Origin of the sequence: Ralstonia sp. UBA689 (assembly GCF_002298975.1) — a bacterium.
Lineage (GTDB): Bacteria > Pseudomonadota > Gammaproteobacteria > Burkholderiales > Burkholderiaceae > Ralstonia.
The window spans coordinates 73,117-87,754 of the sequence record NZ_DBMV01000011.1 but is presented as its reverse complement, the minus strand read 5'-3'; the positions used below and the strand labels follow the sequence as shown (position 1 = coordinate 87,754).

Genomic DNA, 14,638 nt, shown 5'->3' with positions numbered 1-14,638 from the left:
CGATCCGCACCTGTCTGTGTTTTGCGGCGAGGATAGCGCAAAAGCCTCATGTTTCAGGCCGTGAAAAAGCGCGCCTGTTGCGCGCTATTCACAGAATGCGCTCGGATTCTCCGTCGTTATTGCATTGCCTCAAGCGAGCATGACGGCGCCACGCCTGTCCTGATATATCGGCGGAAAACCAGGGAAGACGACCCGGGTATACGCGAATGGCTGGCCGGACGCGATTGCGCCTGGGAGGCTATGCGTTCAGGCGACCGCGCTTGCGCGAGGTGGGCGTGGCTGCCCCCGCGCGCTCCAGGTCGACGCTGGGCAGCAGGTGCAGCAGACGCACGAGTTCGGACTGTCGGTGCGTACCGGTCTTGCGCAGAATGTCGCGGATATGCACCCGCACGGTATGCAACGACAGGAATTCGCGATCGGCGATCTCCTGCAGCGTTTCGCCGGCAGCCAGGCGGGCGGCAACGACGCATTCCTTGTTGGTCAGCCCGAAGAGCGAAGCGAGCACGCCTGCGTCCATGACCGAGCGTGCCTCGGAGTTGCCCACCAGCACCAAGGCCAGCGGCGACGCCCAGGCCGAGCGCATGGCGTCGGAGGGCGCCAGCGGCGTCGCGATAAAGGGGACGGGGCGTCCGTCGCACGCGAGGTACATCCACGAGCCTGCTGCGCCCTGGACACCCAGCGAGCCCGCTGCGTGCTCGATGAGATTGCACAGCGCCGCTTCGTGCGCATGGTCGGCGGAGTGCAGCATGCCGCCATCGAGCGACAAGCGGTCGTCTTCCGCCGCCATCGTGCGTGCCCACGCGTTGGCGTACTTCACGCGCATGCTGCGCTCGATGACCATCACGCCAAAATCGAGCGTATCGAGCCCGGCCATGCCGAGCGCGGCGAGTTCGTTCAGTTCCTGATTGCGCTGCTGCATGCGCGCGGCACGCTGCAGATGGGGCAGCACGCGTTGCAGGCGCTCCTCGCGTTCGGCGGCGTCGACTTCCGAGGCGCCATCGCGCGTGTGCAGGCGCATGGTGACGCGCAGGTCGGGCGTATCCATCAGGGTCACGCCGGCTGTTGGCGTGTCTTCGGCCTGCGGGGCCTGGGCCACCTGAGGGTCCTGGCAGAAGGCATCGCAGTGGCCGGGCTGCGGGCAGTGCGGGCACCAGCCCGACGATACGCCTTGGCGCGGCATATCGGTGTGCTTGTCCCAGACAAAGTAATGTGCGCTTTCTACTCCGGCATAGACGGAGAGCAAGGCCAGGGCGATCGGCATCTGCGCGGGGTCGAGTACCGCCTCGTAGATGGTATCGACGAGTCGATGGAACTCTGCGTCATCCGATAGACGTTGCAGCATGGTGGCCCCCGGTGCGTATTGCGACGGCTGGGGGCGCGGCCCCTCGCCATCGGCGTGTTGCGGCGTGATGCCGCTGTCGCTGTGTTGATTATTGTTGTTCTGCGCGACTTCGTTACTAATCGGCAATTCTCTGGAAAAACTTAACATTGCGCTTTTGATGCTCCCAAATTCCGGCGGTGCTGTATCCCCCCCTTAGGAGGGGGGTGCGGGTGACTTTCAGCGCTGAAAATTAAAAAATATGAAACTTTAGTAAGCATGTTCACGGCCTGAGCCCTAGTTGAACTGGTAGGTGTAAGCCGCGTTGAACCGCAGGCTGCGTGAGTTCGTGTTGATCGGCTTGTCGCCCACGGGGCGCGCGATGGCCAGGTCCAGCGTGTAGTACTTCCGATCAGAGAATCGCACGCCCAGCGCAATCGAGCCGAGTTGATCATGCACCAGCGTGGTTGCGTTGGAATACACCTTGGCCGTGTCGTACAGCACATAGGGCTGCACGGTTTTCAGATACTCCATCGACACGGGGAAGACCCGGTTGAGCTCGATCGATGCGCCCCAGCCGCGGTCGCCCGCCACTTCACCAGCCGGATAGGCCAAGCCGAAGAAGCGCCCGCCAAAACTGATCTGCTCCGACGACGGCAGCACCGCGCCGCTGTACTGCGCTGCGCCCGAGACCACGATGCCGAAACCCAGCGGCAGGTCGTGTGCCTCGCTGGCGGTGATGCGCGTGCGCAGGAAGCTCAGGTCGACATTGTTGTTGAGCGATTTACCAGCCCCGAGGCTGTTGAGGCCCTGATACAGCCCGAAGGAGGCGCGGCGCGTCTCGCCGGGTTTCACTTCTGTATACAGCGCTTCTGCGCCGACCACGCGTACCTTGGCGTCCAGCTCGGCTTGCGGGAGGGCGGCGTCTTGCGGCGTATAACGTTGCTTGTCGTCGTTGCCGTAGAACGTGCCGGTCACCGTCAGGCTGCGCGTGTTCGACAAGAGCACCGGGTAGCTCAACGACAGGCCCAGCCGCTGCGTGTCGGTCAGGTAGCGCGATTGGTAACCGAACTGCTCGAGCGGCAGGTTCTCGGGCATGCCGCGATAGTGCGACCACGTGAGCTTGGCCAGCAGCCCATCGGTGCCGATCGGCTGCGCCCAGGTGGCGGAGTAGAACGTTTCGTGATCGGGCCCGCGCGGCTGCAGCGTGGAGACGGTGATCTGCTCGCCCAGCGGCGTCACGCTGTTGAGCGTGCCCGTGACGACCGCACGCACGCCGGGCGAGCGGTATGCGATGCCCGTGCCGATGGTGTACGGCTGACGCTTGACGTTGAGCACAAGGTCACTCGCGCCATCGGTCGTGGTGGGCGGCTGCACGGTCGCGGTGATCTGCACACCGGGCTGCAGCGCCAGCACGCCGGTCACACGCTCGAACGTCTCTTTGCGCAGCGGGCGCTCATCCATCAGGCGCTGCGAGATCTCGCGCAGGCGCTTCTCCAGCGGCCCCGGCGTGCCCTCGATACGCATGCGTGCCACGTAGCCTTCCACCACCGTGATACGCACCACGCCGCCTTCGAAGGTCTGTGCCGGTACGAAGGCGAACGACAGCGGATAGCCGCGATCGGCATACACCTTGGTGACCTCGTTCGCGGCCTGCAGCAGTTGCGCGACGGTGACGTCGTGCCCGGCCATCGGCGCGAAATGCGCGGCGATCTCGGGAAACGGCAGCGTCTTGACGCCTTCGATCTGGAACTTGGTTGGCGTGAGATGCGAGGCAAGCAGGTTCTCCAGGGCCGGATTCGGCCGTTGGACCTGCACCTGGATCTTCTGCTCGGGCGGGCGGGATGTGTCGACCTTGGGCAGCGTGTCGATCGGGTTGCCTTGGGTGGGGCTGCTTTGTGCCCAGCTCAGTGCCGGGTGGGTCAATGCAACGCCTGTGGCCAGGGCCAACCGCAGGGTGGTGGTCCGCACGCCTGTCTCCTCCGTGGTGTTCGTTTTGCTGTGAAGCGATGCTGTTGTGCGAGCTGTGGGCAGACCGGTCCGAGGACGGTCTACGCCGAGCAAAGCCGCACGCTGCATGGAACGATAACCGCGAGACATGGTGCTTTACAACAAAACACATTGAGGCAGCGTTCAACCGACGCAACGGCCATGGTTGATACCGATGGCGCATGCGGCCTTGCCGGTTTGCCTTGCAGCGATACCACTTGACGTAGCACTGCTGCGTTTTAAACGCGACGGCAGCGGACCGCCGAGATGGCGGGTCCGCTGCAAATCGATCAGTGATGCGTGCCGCCCAGCGCGCCGCCAATCGTGCCCAGCAGGCCACCCACCGCACCCGTCACCGGGGCCAGCGGCGTTGCCGCGCCGGTCGAGGTGAGGCTGCTGCCCACCGTGCCGACGACGGTACCGACCGGCGCCGTGATCGCGCTCACCGGGCCCAGCGGGTTGCTGCCGCCGGTTGCGCCACCTGTCAGACCGCCCAGGGCGCTGGTCACCGGTGCGAGCGGATTGCTACCGCCCGTTGCGCCGCCCAGGCCGCCGAGCGCGCCCGTGACCGCGCCCAGCGGGTTACCGCCCGCGCCGCCCGTCAGGCCGCCCAGGGCGCTGGTGATCGGTGCGAGCGGATTGCTACCGCCCGTTGCGCCGCCCAGGCTGCCAAGCGCGCCCGTGACCGCGCCCAGCGGATTGCCGCCCGCGCCGCCTGTCAAGCCGCCCAAGACGCCTGTGACGGGAGCCAGCGGGTTGCTTCCGCCGCTGCCACCCAGACCGCCCAGCGCGCCCGTGATCGGCGCAAGCGGGTTGGAGCCACCCGTCGCACCGCCAAGACCACCCAGCAGACCGGTGATCGGTGCGAGCGGGTTGCTTGGCGACGACGTGGATGAGTACGTCACCCCGCCCAGTGCGCCGACGGTATTGCCGACTGCCGTCACCACACCACCCAGGCCGCTGACGACCGGTGCGTGGGTGGCCGTGATCGCGTTGCCGCCATTGGCGATGGCACCACCCACTGTACCCAGCAGCGTATAGACCGGCGAGCCCAGGCCGGTAGTGGCCCCCGCGGTCTGCGTGGCGCTAGTGAGTTGCGAGGTGAGCGGCACGATGGCCGTGCTCAGTTGCTGCGTGAGTTGTTCCACCGGGCCGGTCGACAGGGCCGTGCCCAGCGTGCTGCCGCCGTTGGCTACGGCCTGGCCGATCTGTGTGACCACACCGGCCAGCGGCGTCGTGACCGGAGCCAGCGGCGCCAGCGGGCCGGTGCCGAGGTTGTTGACCAGCGTGCCGGCGCTCGTGACGGTGTTGCCTGCGCCAGTCACGACGTTACCCAGGCTCGATACCGTTGTGCCGACCGGGTTGGGATTGGCGCCAATGCTGCCCAGCCCGTTTTGTACGCCGGTGCCGAGCGCGGAGACCGTCGTTCCGAGGTTGTCCACCACACCGCCCAAGCCGCTCTGCACGCCGCTCAGTTGCGAGGGCAGCGGCGCATTCTGAATCGTCGAGCCGATGCCGCTGACAGTTGACCCCGCAGCCGAGACGATCTTGCCGGTGTTGTTGAGCACGGCGCCAGCCGGCGTCAGGGGGGCTGGCGCAGGTGTCGGAGAAGGCGAGGGGGACGGCGACGGAGAAGGCGAGGGCGACGGCGACGGTGCGGGGGATGGTGTCTGCGTTGAGCCGCCAGTGTTGTTGTTCGACCCGCCGGTTCCGCTCGTGCCGCCCAGCGAACCGCCCATATCGCCCGAGCCCGAGCTCGCGCAACCGCCCAGGACCAGCAGGCTCGCCATGGTGGCCGCCAGGCACTTGATGTTCTTGTTCATGTTCGTTCTCCCGTTTTTAAAAAGTCCGCTTTTGACAGCTAGAAATGATCCCAATGTCGATTTGGGTGGGCGGACTCTGCAAACGGCGTGCCATGTCAGCGTTATTTATCGATGCGTAATTCGTTATGTGAAATAAACGAGTTTCACCCCTGAAATACAGTGGAATCGTGAAAACTAACCGGAACACGGGATTTACATGCCCCCAAAGTATGGCGCAAACGTTTTCTTTTTTGGTTATGTCGGACACGAATATGTTCCGTGTCACGTTACAACGTAACGTCGGGAACACCGGTTTTCTGGTCGTAACGCCCATCTGACAGATTCGGGTTTTGCCGGATACGTCGCCTGTAAACCTTGTCGGGGCGCTGTTCTTCACAACCGGAGCTTCTATTCGAGTGAGGCTGGCACGCCAATTGCAGTATCTGGCCCGCAGTCCGCAGTACCGAGCTCAGACATCAGGTAATACAACATTCAAAGAAGAGGACCGACCATGATTCAGATTCGACACTCCATTCGCGTCGCGCCGTTGGCGTGCGCCGTTGCCGCACTCATGTTGGCGGCTTGTTCTTCGGGAGGTTCGGGGTCGGGCAGCTCGCCCACGGCCAATCCGAGCGATCTGACGGGCGTGACGCCTGTCGGCAAGGTGGCCAATGGCACCGGCAACGTCGTTGTCGCGACGGGCCAGGCCGTCAGCAGCCTGGGCACCACGCTGCAGAACGCAAATCTTCCGGGTCTCTCCGACCAGGCCAAGGCTGGGCTGGGCGGTACGGTTGGCAACGTCGGCAAGGCCGTCAGCGACCTCGGCCTGGGCGTACAAACCGGTCTGGGCAAGATGGGGCAAAACCCGAACCCGATCGGTACGACCGTGGCCAGCACGGGCAGCGTCGTGACCGACGTCGGTCAGGCCGCGGTGAGCGCGGGGTCGCTCGTGCAGGGCCTGGGCCAGGGCGCGGGCGCACCGCTAGCGCCGATCACCCAGCCGGTGGGTGGCGGCGTGCAGCAGGTCGGCCAGGCATTGATCGGCGGCGGCACGCTGCTGGGCAGCGCACTGGGTTCGGGAGCGGTCCAGCAGGTCACGCAGCAACTCAGCTCGGCCATCGTGCCGGTCACGAGCCAACTGACCAACGCCACCCAATCGGGCGGCGATATGACCGGCCTGGGCGGCCCGTTCAGTTCGTTGACGGGCACGGTCGGCGGCGGCGTGGCTGGCGCCGGCAACACCATCACTGGGACAGGCCTGCCGGTGGTGTCGAGCCTGGGCCCGGTGGTGACCTCGGTTGGCACGACGGTGGCGGCGCTGGGTGGCGTTGGCACCGCAGGTGGTTCGAGCGGTGGCAGCAACCCGCTGGGCGGCTTGCTTGGCGGCGTCGGTGGCACTGGCGGCGGTAATCCGCTGGCTCCTATCACCGGCTTGCTGGGTGGTCTGGGCGGTGCGACGGGCGGCTCCAACCCGCTGGCTCCTGTGACTGGCCTGCTGGGCGGCGCGACAGGTGGTTCCAATCCGTTGGCGCCCGTCACGGGCCTGTTGGGCGGCGCAGCCGGCGGCAGCAACCCACTGGCGCCTGTCACCAATCTGCTGAGCGGCGCCACTAGTGCCGCTGGCGGGACTTCGGGCGGCAACCCGTTGGCCCCTGTTACGAACTTGCTGGGCGGCGTAGGCAGCCTGGCGCACTGAGCAGTACCTGTCTGTGCTCTTGAAGGTGCGCGGGCGTGTTCCCGTCGCTCGCGCATCCTTTTTTTGCCTGGACAGAGATGGGGAGCGTTTGAACCGACCAGCGAATGAATGGATAACCCGCCCGTATGATGAGCCTAATCTGACGCCCATTAAGGGATTTCCATTAGATTTCAGTGGGTTGGCGCGTGTTTAATAAAATTAATTAGATTGTTTACTCTAATTTAACACAAGTACCTAGATTGAGTTATTCCAGGTGATGGGCCGCACGCTTATAACAGCGTTACGGAATGTTACGTGACATACGTGACACGCCGAACAAGATGATGCCGGAAGGGGTGGGCGTGTGGTGGTCATTAGACGTTTTTGCGGGACCAAAATCGTCTGATGACATTTCTCTTTCGTTTCATTGGTGAAGCGAGAGTGGGTGGCGGAATCTTCTTCCGCTTGCATCATCGCTGTAAATCTTCAGGTGCTTTATCCGTTATTCGGTATATGAACTGGCCACGGTTGAAGCGCCGCAGGCTGGTCGAGATCAACAACATCCGCGGGCGAGTGCAAACAGGAGAGATAGCATGAAAGACGTCATTCTGAAATTCCTTCGCGACGAACAAGGTGCCACGGCCATCGAGTATGGCCTGCTTGCCGGGTTGATCGCAGCAGTGATCGCAGTCACCGTCGGCAAGCTTGGTGGTTTGCTCGAAACTACCTTCGTGACCATCTGCAACTCGATCAAAGCGGGCACATGCTAGGCAACAGCCTTGTACAGCAACGTTGATATTGCAGCTTGGACAGGCGTAGCGGTACTCGCGGTTCTTACCATCGGTTTTGACATCCGCTCCCGACGCGTGCCGAACTGGCTCGTCGTCGTGGGCGTGATGTTGGCCATCGGACTCGTCAAGTCCGGAGGAGTGATGGCGCTCGCCTATGACTGGCAAGACGTGTGGCTGGGAGCGGCAATCGCATTTGTCAGTTTTCTGCCGCTCTATGCGCTTGGGTGGATGGGTGCGGGGGACGTCAAGTTCTTTACGGCAGCAGGCATGCTGGCCGGCTGGCATGGGCTGATTGCGGTCTGGCTGGTCGCCAGCCTGCTTTCAGGGCTGCATGCACTGGCGATTCTGTTGCTGCGCCGGCTTGACGCTGCTGGGTCATCTGGCTGGATGTTGATGCGGATGTGCCCGGCGCTCGTGCGCTGGAATGCCACGCAGGCTGGTCAACGCGGCATTCCCTACGCTGCCTATATGGCAATCGGCCTGCTGAGCTTGCCTTGGGTACCCACCTCGATGCGTATGCCGTGGTTGCCAGGCATGTAGCCAGGCCAGAACAGTTGAAGAGTTGAATAAGAGCCGCCAAGCGGCCTGCGCACAAAAAAAGGAGTCGGCCATGCCGACATTGCACAGGGAGCGGGAAAGCGCGCGCTGGAATGTGGGCGTGCGCGAAATCATCACACGGCGTCAAGCAAGCCGTGGCGCAACCTCTATTGAGTTTGCGATGGTGGTACCAGTGCTGCTGGTGCTGATGCTAGGCGTTGTTTACTACGGCGTCATCTTTGCCATGCAGCAGGTGCTCACCCTCGCGGCTGAAGAGGGCGCGCGCGCCGCGCTGCGCTATCAGCCCACCAATTCGCAGCGCGTGGCGGCGGCCTATACCGCCGTGTCTTCGGTGCTGCCGGCCTTTCTCAGTAACCAAGTCCAGACCAACCAGAACAGCACGCCGCTGGTCAATTGCCAGAACCAGAACGGCATGCAGTGCCTGAGCGTGGTGCTGACCCTGCCGCTCACTTCGGGCAACAACCCGATGCTGCCCGCGATTCCATTGTTGCCGGTGCCGAGCACGCTGACGGGCTCGGCGGTTGTGCAGTTGGTTGCCGGATCGTAATGCCCAAGTTGCACGTTTCCATCGACCTCCCCAAGACGCTGCCCAGATGACCAGCAAACATCTCCAGATCTTCGCTGCCGTGCTGTTGTTGCTCGCCGCCATCTTGGGCGCAGTGGCATGGAAGAGCGCGCATCGCCCACCTGCACCGGTGACCGTGCAGCAGAACGGTAAGACGTTGTATCCGGTGGTGGTCACCGTCAAGCCCTTGGAAGCCGGCAAGCCCATCACCGCAGATCAGGTTGGCATCGAGCCCCTGCCGATCAACCCAGCCGACGCGTTTTCCGATGTGAGCAAGGTCGTAGGACGCGAACCCATTACGCCGATCGGTGTGGGCGTTCCGCTTATCGGCGCGCAGCTCGCGTCGGGGCTGGCGCTGCAGGTGGAACCGGGGCAGCGCGCGGTGGCCATCAACGTCGATGAGGTGATTGGTGTGGGCAACCGCGTGATGCCGGGAGATTACGTCGATGTGTTTCTCGTGCTGCGCAAGGACAGCCAGGAAGTCGGCGGCAGTCAGGCGCGCTTGCTTCTGCCGCATCTGCGGGTGCTGGCGTTTGGTGCATTGGCGGTGAACGAGGCATCGCAGAAGCAGCCGGAGGCGAATGCCGCCGCACGCAAGGTCGATCAGGCGAGGACGGCGGTGCTGGCTGTGCCGGTGGAGTCCGTCAGCCAACTGGCGATGGCGCATCAATCCGGCCGCTTGCTGCTGGCGCTGCGCAACCCGACGGACGAGGCCGAACCGACCGTACGGCCCCAGGATGCGCGGCTGCTGGCCCTGGCCAGTCGCAACCCGCTTGACGCAGCGCAGGCAGGCGTGTCGCTCGCGAGCTTGACGGGCGTGCCGGGCGAAGCGCGCCGGTCGGTCGTCATGCCGCCGTTGCCGATTGCCGGTGCGAGTTCGCGTAGCGTCGTTCGCGCCGCTGGCGGAAGCGGCGGGGTCGAGATCATCCGGGCAGGAAAACGTGAGGAACAACATGACTGAAGCCGCCGTGGTTCGCGGTTGGGTAGGGGCGCTGGCGTTGGGTTGTGTGGCGCTGGTGTCGTCAGCGCATGCCGAAAGCGTCGCGGCTGGGCAGACACTGCACTTGCTGGCGGGCAGCCAACGTGAGATCCGCCTTGGCAAACCGCTTGAGCGCATTGCCATCGGCAACCCCGAGGTGGCCGACGCGCTGCTGCTCAAGGGGCGCGGTACCTCCACTAGCCTGCTGCTTGTCGCCAAGAAGCCGGGCGCGGCCAGCATCATGGTATGGACGCAAGGCGGCACGGCCATCACTTACAACGTGCAGGTCGATGCCGAGGCGCGCTCGCCGGGAGGCCCGGACCTCTCGGTGCAAGGCAATACCGCGGTGCTGACGGGGCAGGCCAAGGATGTCTATACCCTGGCACGGGCCCGCAAAGCGGCCGCAGCCGCGGGCGGTGGGGAGCCACCCAAGGGTGGCAACATGATCGACAACACCACGCTTCCCACGTCGGGCACAGTGCAGGTGGATGTGCGCGTGGTGGAATTCAGCAAGACGGTGCTTAAGGAAGCGGGCTTTTCGTTTACGCGCAAAAGAGGCGGGTTTTCTTTCGGGTCGTTCACGCCGTCATCGTTGACGCAGGCATCGTTCGACTCGTCAGGGGGGCTGACTACCCAAGCAACTCAGCCGATCAGCTCGGCGTTCAACCTCTTGTTTGGGTCGCTCAGCAGGGGCATCACCGCGGACCTCAGCCTGATCGAGTCGAATGGCATGGCGCGCGTGCTAGCCGAACCCAGCCTGGTAGCGTTGTCGGGCCAGAGCGCCAATTTTCTTGCTGGCGGCGAGATCCCGATTCCAGTGCCGCAGGGGCTGGGCACCACCACCATCGAATACAAACCGTTCGGCATCGGACTGACCGTGTCGCCGACCGTCTTGTCGGACAACCGTATCGCCCTGAAAGTCGCGCCTGAAGCGAGCGACCTCGATTTCAGCCGCGGCGTCACACTCAATGGTGCAACCGTGCCGGCGATCGTCACGCGCCGCGCAGATACCACTGTCGAACTGGGCGACGGCGAGAGCTTCGTCATCGGTGGGCTGGTCAATCACACCACGCTGTCGAATGTGGACAAGGTACCGATCCTGGGCGATTTGCCAATCATTGGGGCGTTCTTCAAGCGTCTTAACTTCAACCGGGAAGAGCGCGAGCTGGTCATCATCGTCACGCCGCACCTGGTACGGCCGATGGCACGCAATGCGCCTATTGAGCCGATGCTGCCGGGGCAGGACCGGGACAAGGCCGGGCAGCCCGTCTGGCAGCCGTTCGTGCTTGGGGTGGCTGATCCGGCCATGCCCGGCTTCTCACGCTGACGCAGGCAGGGACGGGCATGGACTACTTTCTCCTGCACGGCGGCGGACACGCTGATGCGCAGTCGGGCAGCGTGCATCGCTGGCTGGCCGGTGCCATCCGCGAGCTGGGCGTCCTGGTGGCCGAGACCGGCGGGCAAGATGCCTTTCTGGAGCAGATTGGCGCGGTGAACCCCGAGTTGGTGTTCGTGCGCTTTGCTTCATCGCCGGTGCCGGTCGATGCGCTGGGCCACGACCAGAAGCTGGGCGAGGGCAGGGACGCGATCGGCGAGGCGACGCAACTGGTGGCGCAGCTCACGCGGTTGTTTCCTGGCCTGCCGCTGGTCGCGGTGGGTTCGGCGGCCGATGGCCGGGCGATGTTGGCCGCGTTGCGCGCGGGCGTGAAGGATTTCATCGACACTGACGGCGCGCCGGCCGAGGCGGTGCGCGCGGTGCGGCGGCTGCTGGCCGAGCGTGCCTCGACCGAGCCGACGCGCCGGGGCCGCGTGCTGGCCATCCTCGGCGCGCGCCCTGGCGTGGGCGCGACCACGCTGGCCGCCAATCTGGCCACGCTGGTACGGCGCACCTCCGCCAGCGACGTCATGCTGCTCGATCTCGGCCAGCCGCTGCGTGACGGCGCGCTCTACCTGAATGTGCCGGCCAACTTCCATTTCGTGGAGGCCGTGCGCAACCTGCGCCGCTTCGATCAGGTGTTCGTGCAGACCGCGCTATCGCGCCATCCGAGCGGGCTGGCGGTGTTGCCGCTGCCGATCTCGCTGGCCGAGATGCGCGATATCTCGTTTTCCGAAGCCCTCGGGCTGCTCAATCGTCTGCGCACATTCTTCGATTTGCAGGTGGTCGACCTGGGCGGCTTCAACAACCTCGATTTCATCGCCCAGTTGGTCAAGGCCGCCGACGACGTGATGCTGGTGACCGAACAGAGCGTGGGGGCCATCGTCTCGGCCGCCGAACTCTTGCAGGAGTTGAAGAAGCGCGAGATCGACAGCGACCACCTGCACTTGGCCATCTCCAAGTTCGATGCGCGTTTGTCGCTGGATGCCGCGCAGATTGCGGAGCGCCTGGAGATTGCCTCGGTCATGACCGTGCCGAGCCGGCGGCAGGCGCTGGTGGTGGCGTCCAATCAAGGCACGATGCTGGCGGAGACCCATCCCTCGGATCCGTACGTCCGCGCGCTGGCCCAGATTGCGCAGCAGTTCGGCTACGCAGGGCAGATCGAGCGTCGGACTGGCGTATCGGCCTGGATGGCAGGTGCGCGCGCACGGCTGGGCGGGCGCTTCAAACGTAAATCGGCAGACCAGAGCGAACAACTGGATCTGGGCACCACCGAACGGAACGCGACATGACACAACCCATCGAGTTCTCCAACCAGGCGGATGCCGGCCACGGCGCGTTTGCCGTTACGCAGGCCTTCCAGGACATCAAGGAAGCCGCGCACGAGCATCTGCTTACGCGCATCGAAGAGCTGGGCGCAGAGTTCGGGCGCTGGTCACGCTCGGCCATCCAGCGCTTTGTCGATCTGGAGGTCGAAGGCTTCACGCGCATGCGCCGCATCCCGGTCAACGAGACGGAGGTGCGGCAGATTGCCGAGGCGCTGACCAAGGAGTTGGCGGGTTTCGGCCCGATCGAAGATCTGCTGGCCGACCCTGCGGTGGAAGACATTCTCGTCAATGGCCACCTCGATGTGTACGTGTCGCGCCACGGGGTGCTTGAGCGCATTCCGGTGCGCTTTGCCGACAACAACCACCTGCTGCGCATCGTGCGACGCATCCTCGCGCCCATCGGCCGTCGGCTGGACGAGTCGAACCCAATGGTTGATGCGCGCCTGCCCAACGGCGGTCGGATCAACGTCATCATCCCGCCGCTGGCGCTGGAAGGGCCTGTGGTGTCGATCCGCAAGTTCCGCAAGGATCCGCTCAAGCCCGAAGACCTGCAGTCACTCGGCACGATGAACGAGGAGATTGGCGAGTTGCTGCGCGCGGCGGTGCAGGCTCGCTGCAACATCCTGGTCAGCGGCGGTACCAGCTCGGGCAAGACTTCGCTGCTGAATGCGCTGGCGTATCACATCCCGAGCACCGAGCGTGTCATCACCATTGAGGACACCGCGGAGCTGTCGCTCAACCACCCGCATGTGGTGCGGCTGGAAAGCCGTCCGGGCGGTTTCGAAGGCACTGGCACGGTGACCATCCGCGAGCTGCTTCGCAACAGTCTGCGCATGCGCCCCGACCGCATCATCGTGGGTGAAGTGCGTGGCGGCGAGGTGCTGGAAATGCTGCAGGCCATGAGCACTGGCCACGACGGTTCCATGGGCACCATTCACGCCAGCAGCCCGCGCGAGTGCCTGTACCGGCTGGAGATGCTGGCAGGCTTTGCAGGCTTCCAGGGCAGCGAGGCGAGCCTGCGCCGGCAGATCAGCAATGCCATCGACTTCATTGTGCAGATCGGCCGGTTGTCCAACGGCAAGCGACGGATCCTGTCGGTCACGGAGATCACCGGGCTCGGCGACAACATCATTTCCACGCAGGAGCTGTACCACTACGAGCCGTATATCGGCCCGGACGGCGAAGAGATGGACCGCTGGACCTCGCTCGGCTTGCAGCCGCATTCGCCCAAGCTGGCGCGCATGCGCAACAACGGGATGGATGGTGGCGGCCTGGGGGGCGGATTGGGCGGTGGCCTCGGCGGTGGTTTTGGCGGCGGGGGACGTTTCCATGTCTGACGGCGCGCTCTGGCTCGGCTGCGCGGCGCTGCTGCTGGTTGGGGCGGCGATCATGCTGTGGGCGCAGGCGTTGCGCCGCCGCGAGTTTGAGGCCTCGCGCAGCTTCGTGCGCGCGCAGACCGCACAGATTCAAGCGCGCTACCAACCGAATGCCGAGGCTGTGCCCGCCAGCGTGCCGGACAGCCTGAACCGGATCTGGCTTGATGCGCTTCGCCGTGCCGATATCGAGCCGAGCCGCCGTTTTTACGTTCTGCTGCTCGCGCCGCCGGTGGCAATCGCGCTGATCGCTTGGGCGGTGTCGAGCCTGCTATCCGCGCTCACGGTGGTGTTGCTGTATGTGGGGCTGGCCGCCTTCCTGTTCTGGAACCGCACGCGCCGTATGAAAGAGCGGCTGTTGCAGCAGTTGCCGGGCTTTCTTGACGGCGTGGTGCGGCTAATGACCATTGGCAGCGCCGTACCGGCCGCCTTCCAGGCCGCCAGCGCCAATACCGAGCCGCCGCTGCGCAACTGCCTTGCCACTACGGTGCAGCTCCAGCGCGCAGGCAAGGATCTGGATGCCGCCGTCCTGGCTGTCGGGCAGCAGTATCGCGTCAACGAATTGATCCTGCTGTCGTCCGTGCTGCGGCTGTCGCTGCGCTACGGCGGCCGTGCCGACATCGTCATGGAGCGCACCGCCGCCTTCATGCGCGATCGCCAGCAGGCGCAGCAGGAGCTGCTGGCCCTCTCTGCCGAGACGCGCATGTCGGCGTGGATCCTTGGCCTTCTGCCGGTGGTGGTGGGCGGCATCATCATCATGTTCAATCCTGCCTACGTGATGTCGATGTGGCGCGATCCGTCCGGCAAGATGCTGATCATGGCGGCATTCGGGCTGGAAGTGGTTGGCACGCTGATGCTGGCCAGACTGGCAAAGTCGATCTAGGT

12 protein-coding genes are annotated in these 14,638 nt (G+C 64.5%); 9 read left to right on the top strand and 3 right to left on the bottom strand.

What is annotated here, in order from left to right; all coding sequences use genetic code 11:
- Positions 1–238: 238 nt before the first annotated feature.
- The 3 genes from B4F51_RS06005 to B4F51_RS05995 form a co-directional block, all read right to left on the bottom strand.
- The gene (locus tag B4F51_RS06005) at positions 239–1,489 is read right to left on the bottom strand and encodes a helix-turn-helix transcriptional regulator (RefSeq protein WP_296224177.1); all 1,251 of its coding nucleotides are present in this window, start codon (positions 1,487–1,489) and stop codon (positions 239–241) included.
- A 126-nt stretch (positions 1,490–1,615) separates the two neighbouring features.
- Positions 1,616–3,289: a ShlB/FhaC/HecB family hemolysin secretion/activation protein gene (locus B4F51_RS06000; RefSeq protein WP_296224176.1), complete on the bottom strand. Its 1,674-nt coding sequence runs from the start codon at positions 3,287–3,289 to the stop codon at positions 1,616–1,618.
- A 308-nt stretch (positions 3,290–3,597) separates the two neighbouring features.
- The gene (locus B4F51_RS05995; protein ID WP_296224175.1) at positions 3,598–5,130 is read right to left on the bottom strand and encodes a collagen-like triple helix repeat-containing protein; all 1,533 of its coding nucleotides are present in this window, start codon (positions 5,128–5,130) and stop codon (positions 3,598–3,600) included.
- Between the two features lie 490 nt (positions 5,131–5,620).
- On the opposite strand from B4F51_RS05995, the gene B4F51_RS05990 reads away from it, so the two are divergent.
- From B4F51_RS05990 to B4F51_RS05950, 9 genes are all read left to right on the top strand, one after another.
- Positions 5,621–6,805: a collagen-like triple helix repeat-containing protein gene (locus B4F51_RS05990; protein ID WP_296224174.1), complete on the top strand. Its 1,185-nt coding sequence runs from the start codon at positions 5,621–5,623 to the stop codon at positions 6,803–6,805.
- Between the two features lie 572 nt (positions 6,806–7,377).
- Entirely contained in the window at positions 7,378–7,554 is a 177-nt protein-coding gene (locus B4F51_RS05985) for a Flp family type IVb pilin (RefSeq protein ID WP_296224173.1), read from the top strand.
- A 96-nt stretch (positions 7,555–7,650) separates the two neighbouring features.
- Positions 7,651–8,115, top strand: a complete 465-nt coding sequence (locus tag B4F51_RS05980; RefSeq protein ID WP_414706702.1) for a prepilin peptidase — start codon at positions 7,651–7,653, stop codon at positions 8,113–8,115.
- 70 nt (positions 8,116–8,185) lie between these two features.
- A complete protein-coding gene (locus B4F51_RS05975; RefSeq protein WP_296224171.1) occupies positions 8,186–8,680 on the top strand; it encodes a TadE/TadG family type IV pilus assembly protein in 495 nt (164 codons plus the stop codon).
- Between the two features lie 46 nt (positions 8,681–8,726).
- Positions 8,727–9,659 (top strand): Flp pilus assembly protein CpaB, encoded by a 933-nt coding sequence (cpaB, locus tag B4F51_RS05970; RefSeq protein ID WP_296224170.1) that lies wholly within the window; start codon positions 8,727–8,729, stop codon positions 9,657–9,659.
- Positions 9,652–11,004, top strand: coding sequence for a type II and III secretion system protein family protein (locus tag B4F51_RS05965; RefSeq protein WP_296224169.1), 1,353 nt, complete (start codon positions 9,652–9,654; stop codon positions 11,002–11,004). The genes cpaB and B4F51_RS05965 overlap by 8 nt, the downstream gene beginning before the upstream one ends.
- 17 nt (positions 11,005–11,021) lie before the next feature.
- Positions 11,022–12,344: an AAA family ATPase gene (locus B4F51_RS05960; protein WP_296224168.1), complete on the top strand. Its 1,323-nt coding sequence runs from the start codon at positions 11,022–11,024 to the stop codon at positions 12,342–12,344.
- Positions 12,341–13,717, top strand: coding sequence for a CpaF family protein (locus B4F51_RS05955; RefSeq protein WP_296224167.1), 1,377 nt, complete (start codon positions 12,341–12,343; stop codon positions 13,715–13,717). Before B4F51_RS05960 ends, B4F51_RS05955 begins: the two co-directional genes overlap by 4 nt.
- A complete protein-coding gene (locus B4F51_RS05950) occupies positions 13,710–14,636 on the top strand; it encodes a type II secretion system F family protein (RefSeq protein WP_296224166.1) in 927 nt (308 codons plus the stop codon). The genes B4F51_RS05955 and B4F51_RS05950 overlap by 8 nt, the downstream gene beginning before the upstream one ends.
- Positions 14,637–14,638: the final 2 nt, after the last annotated feature.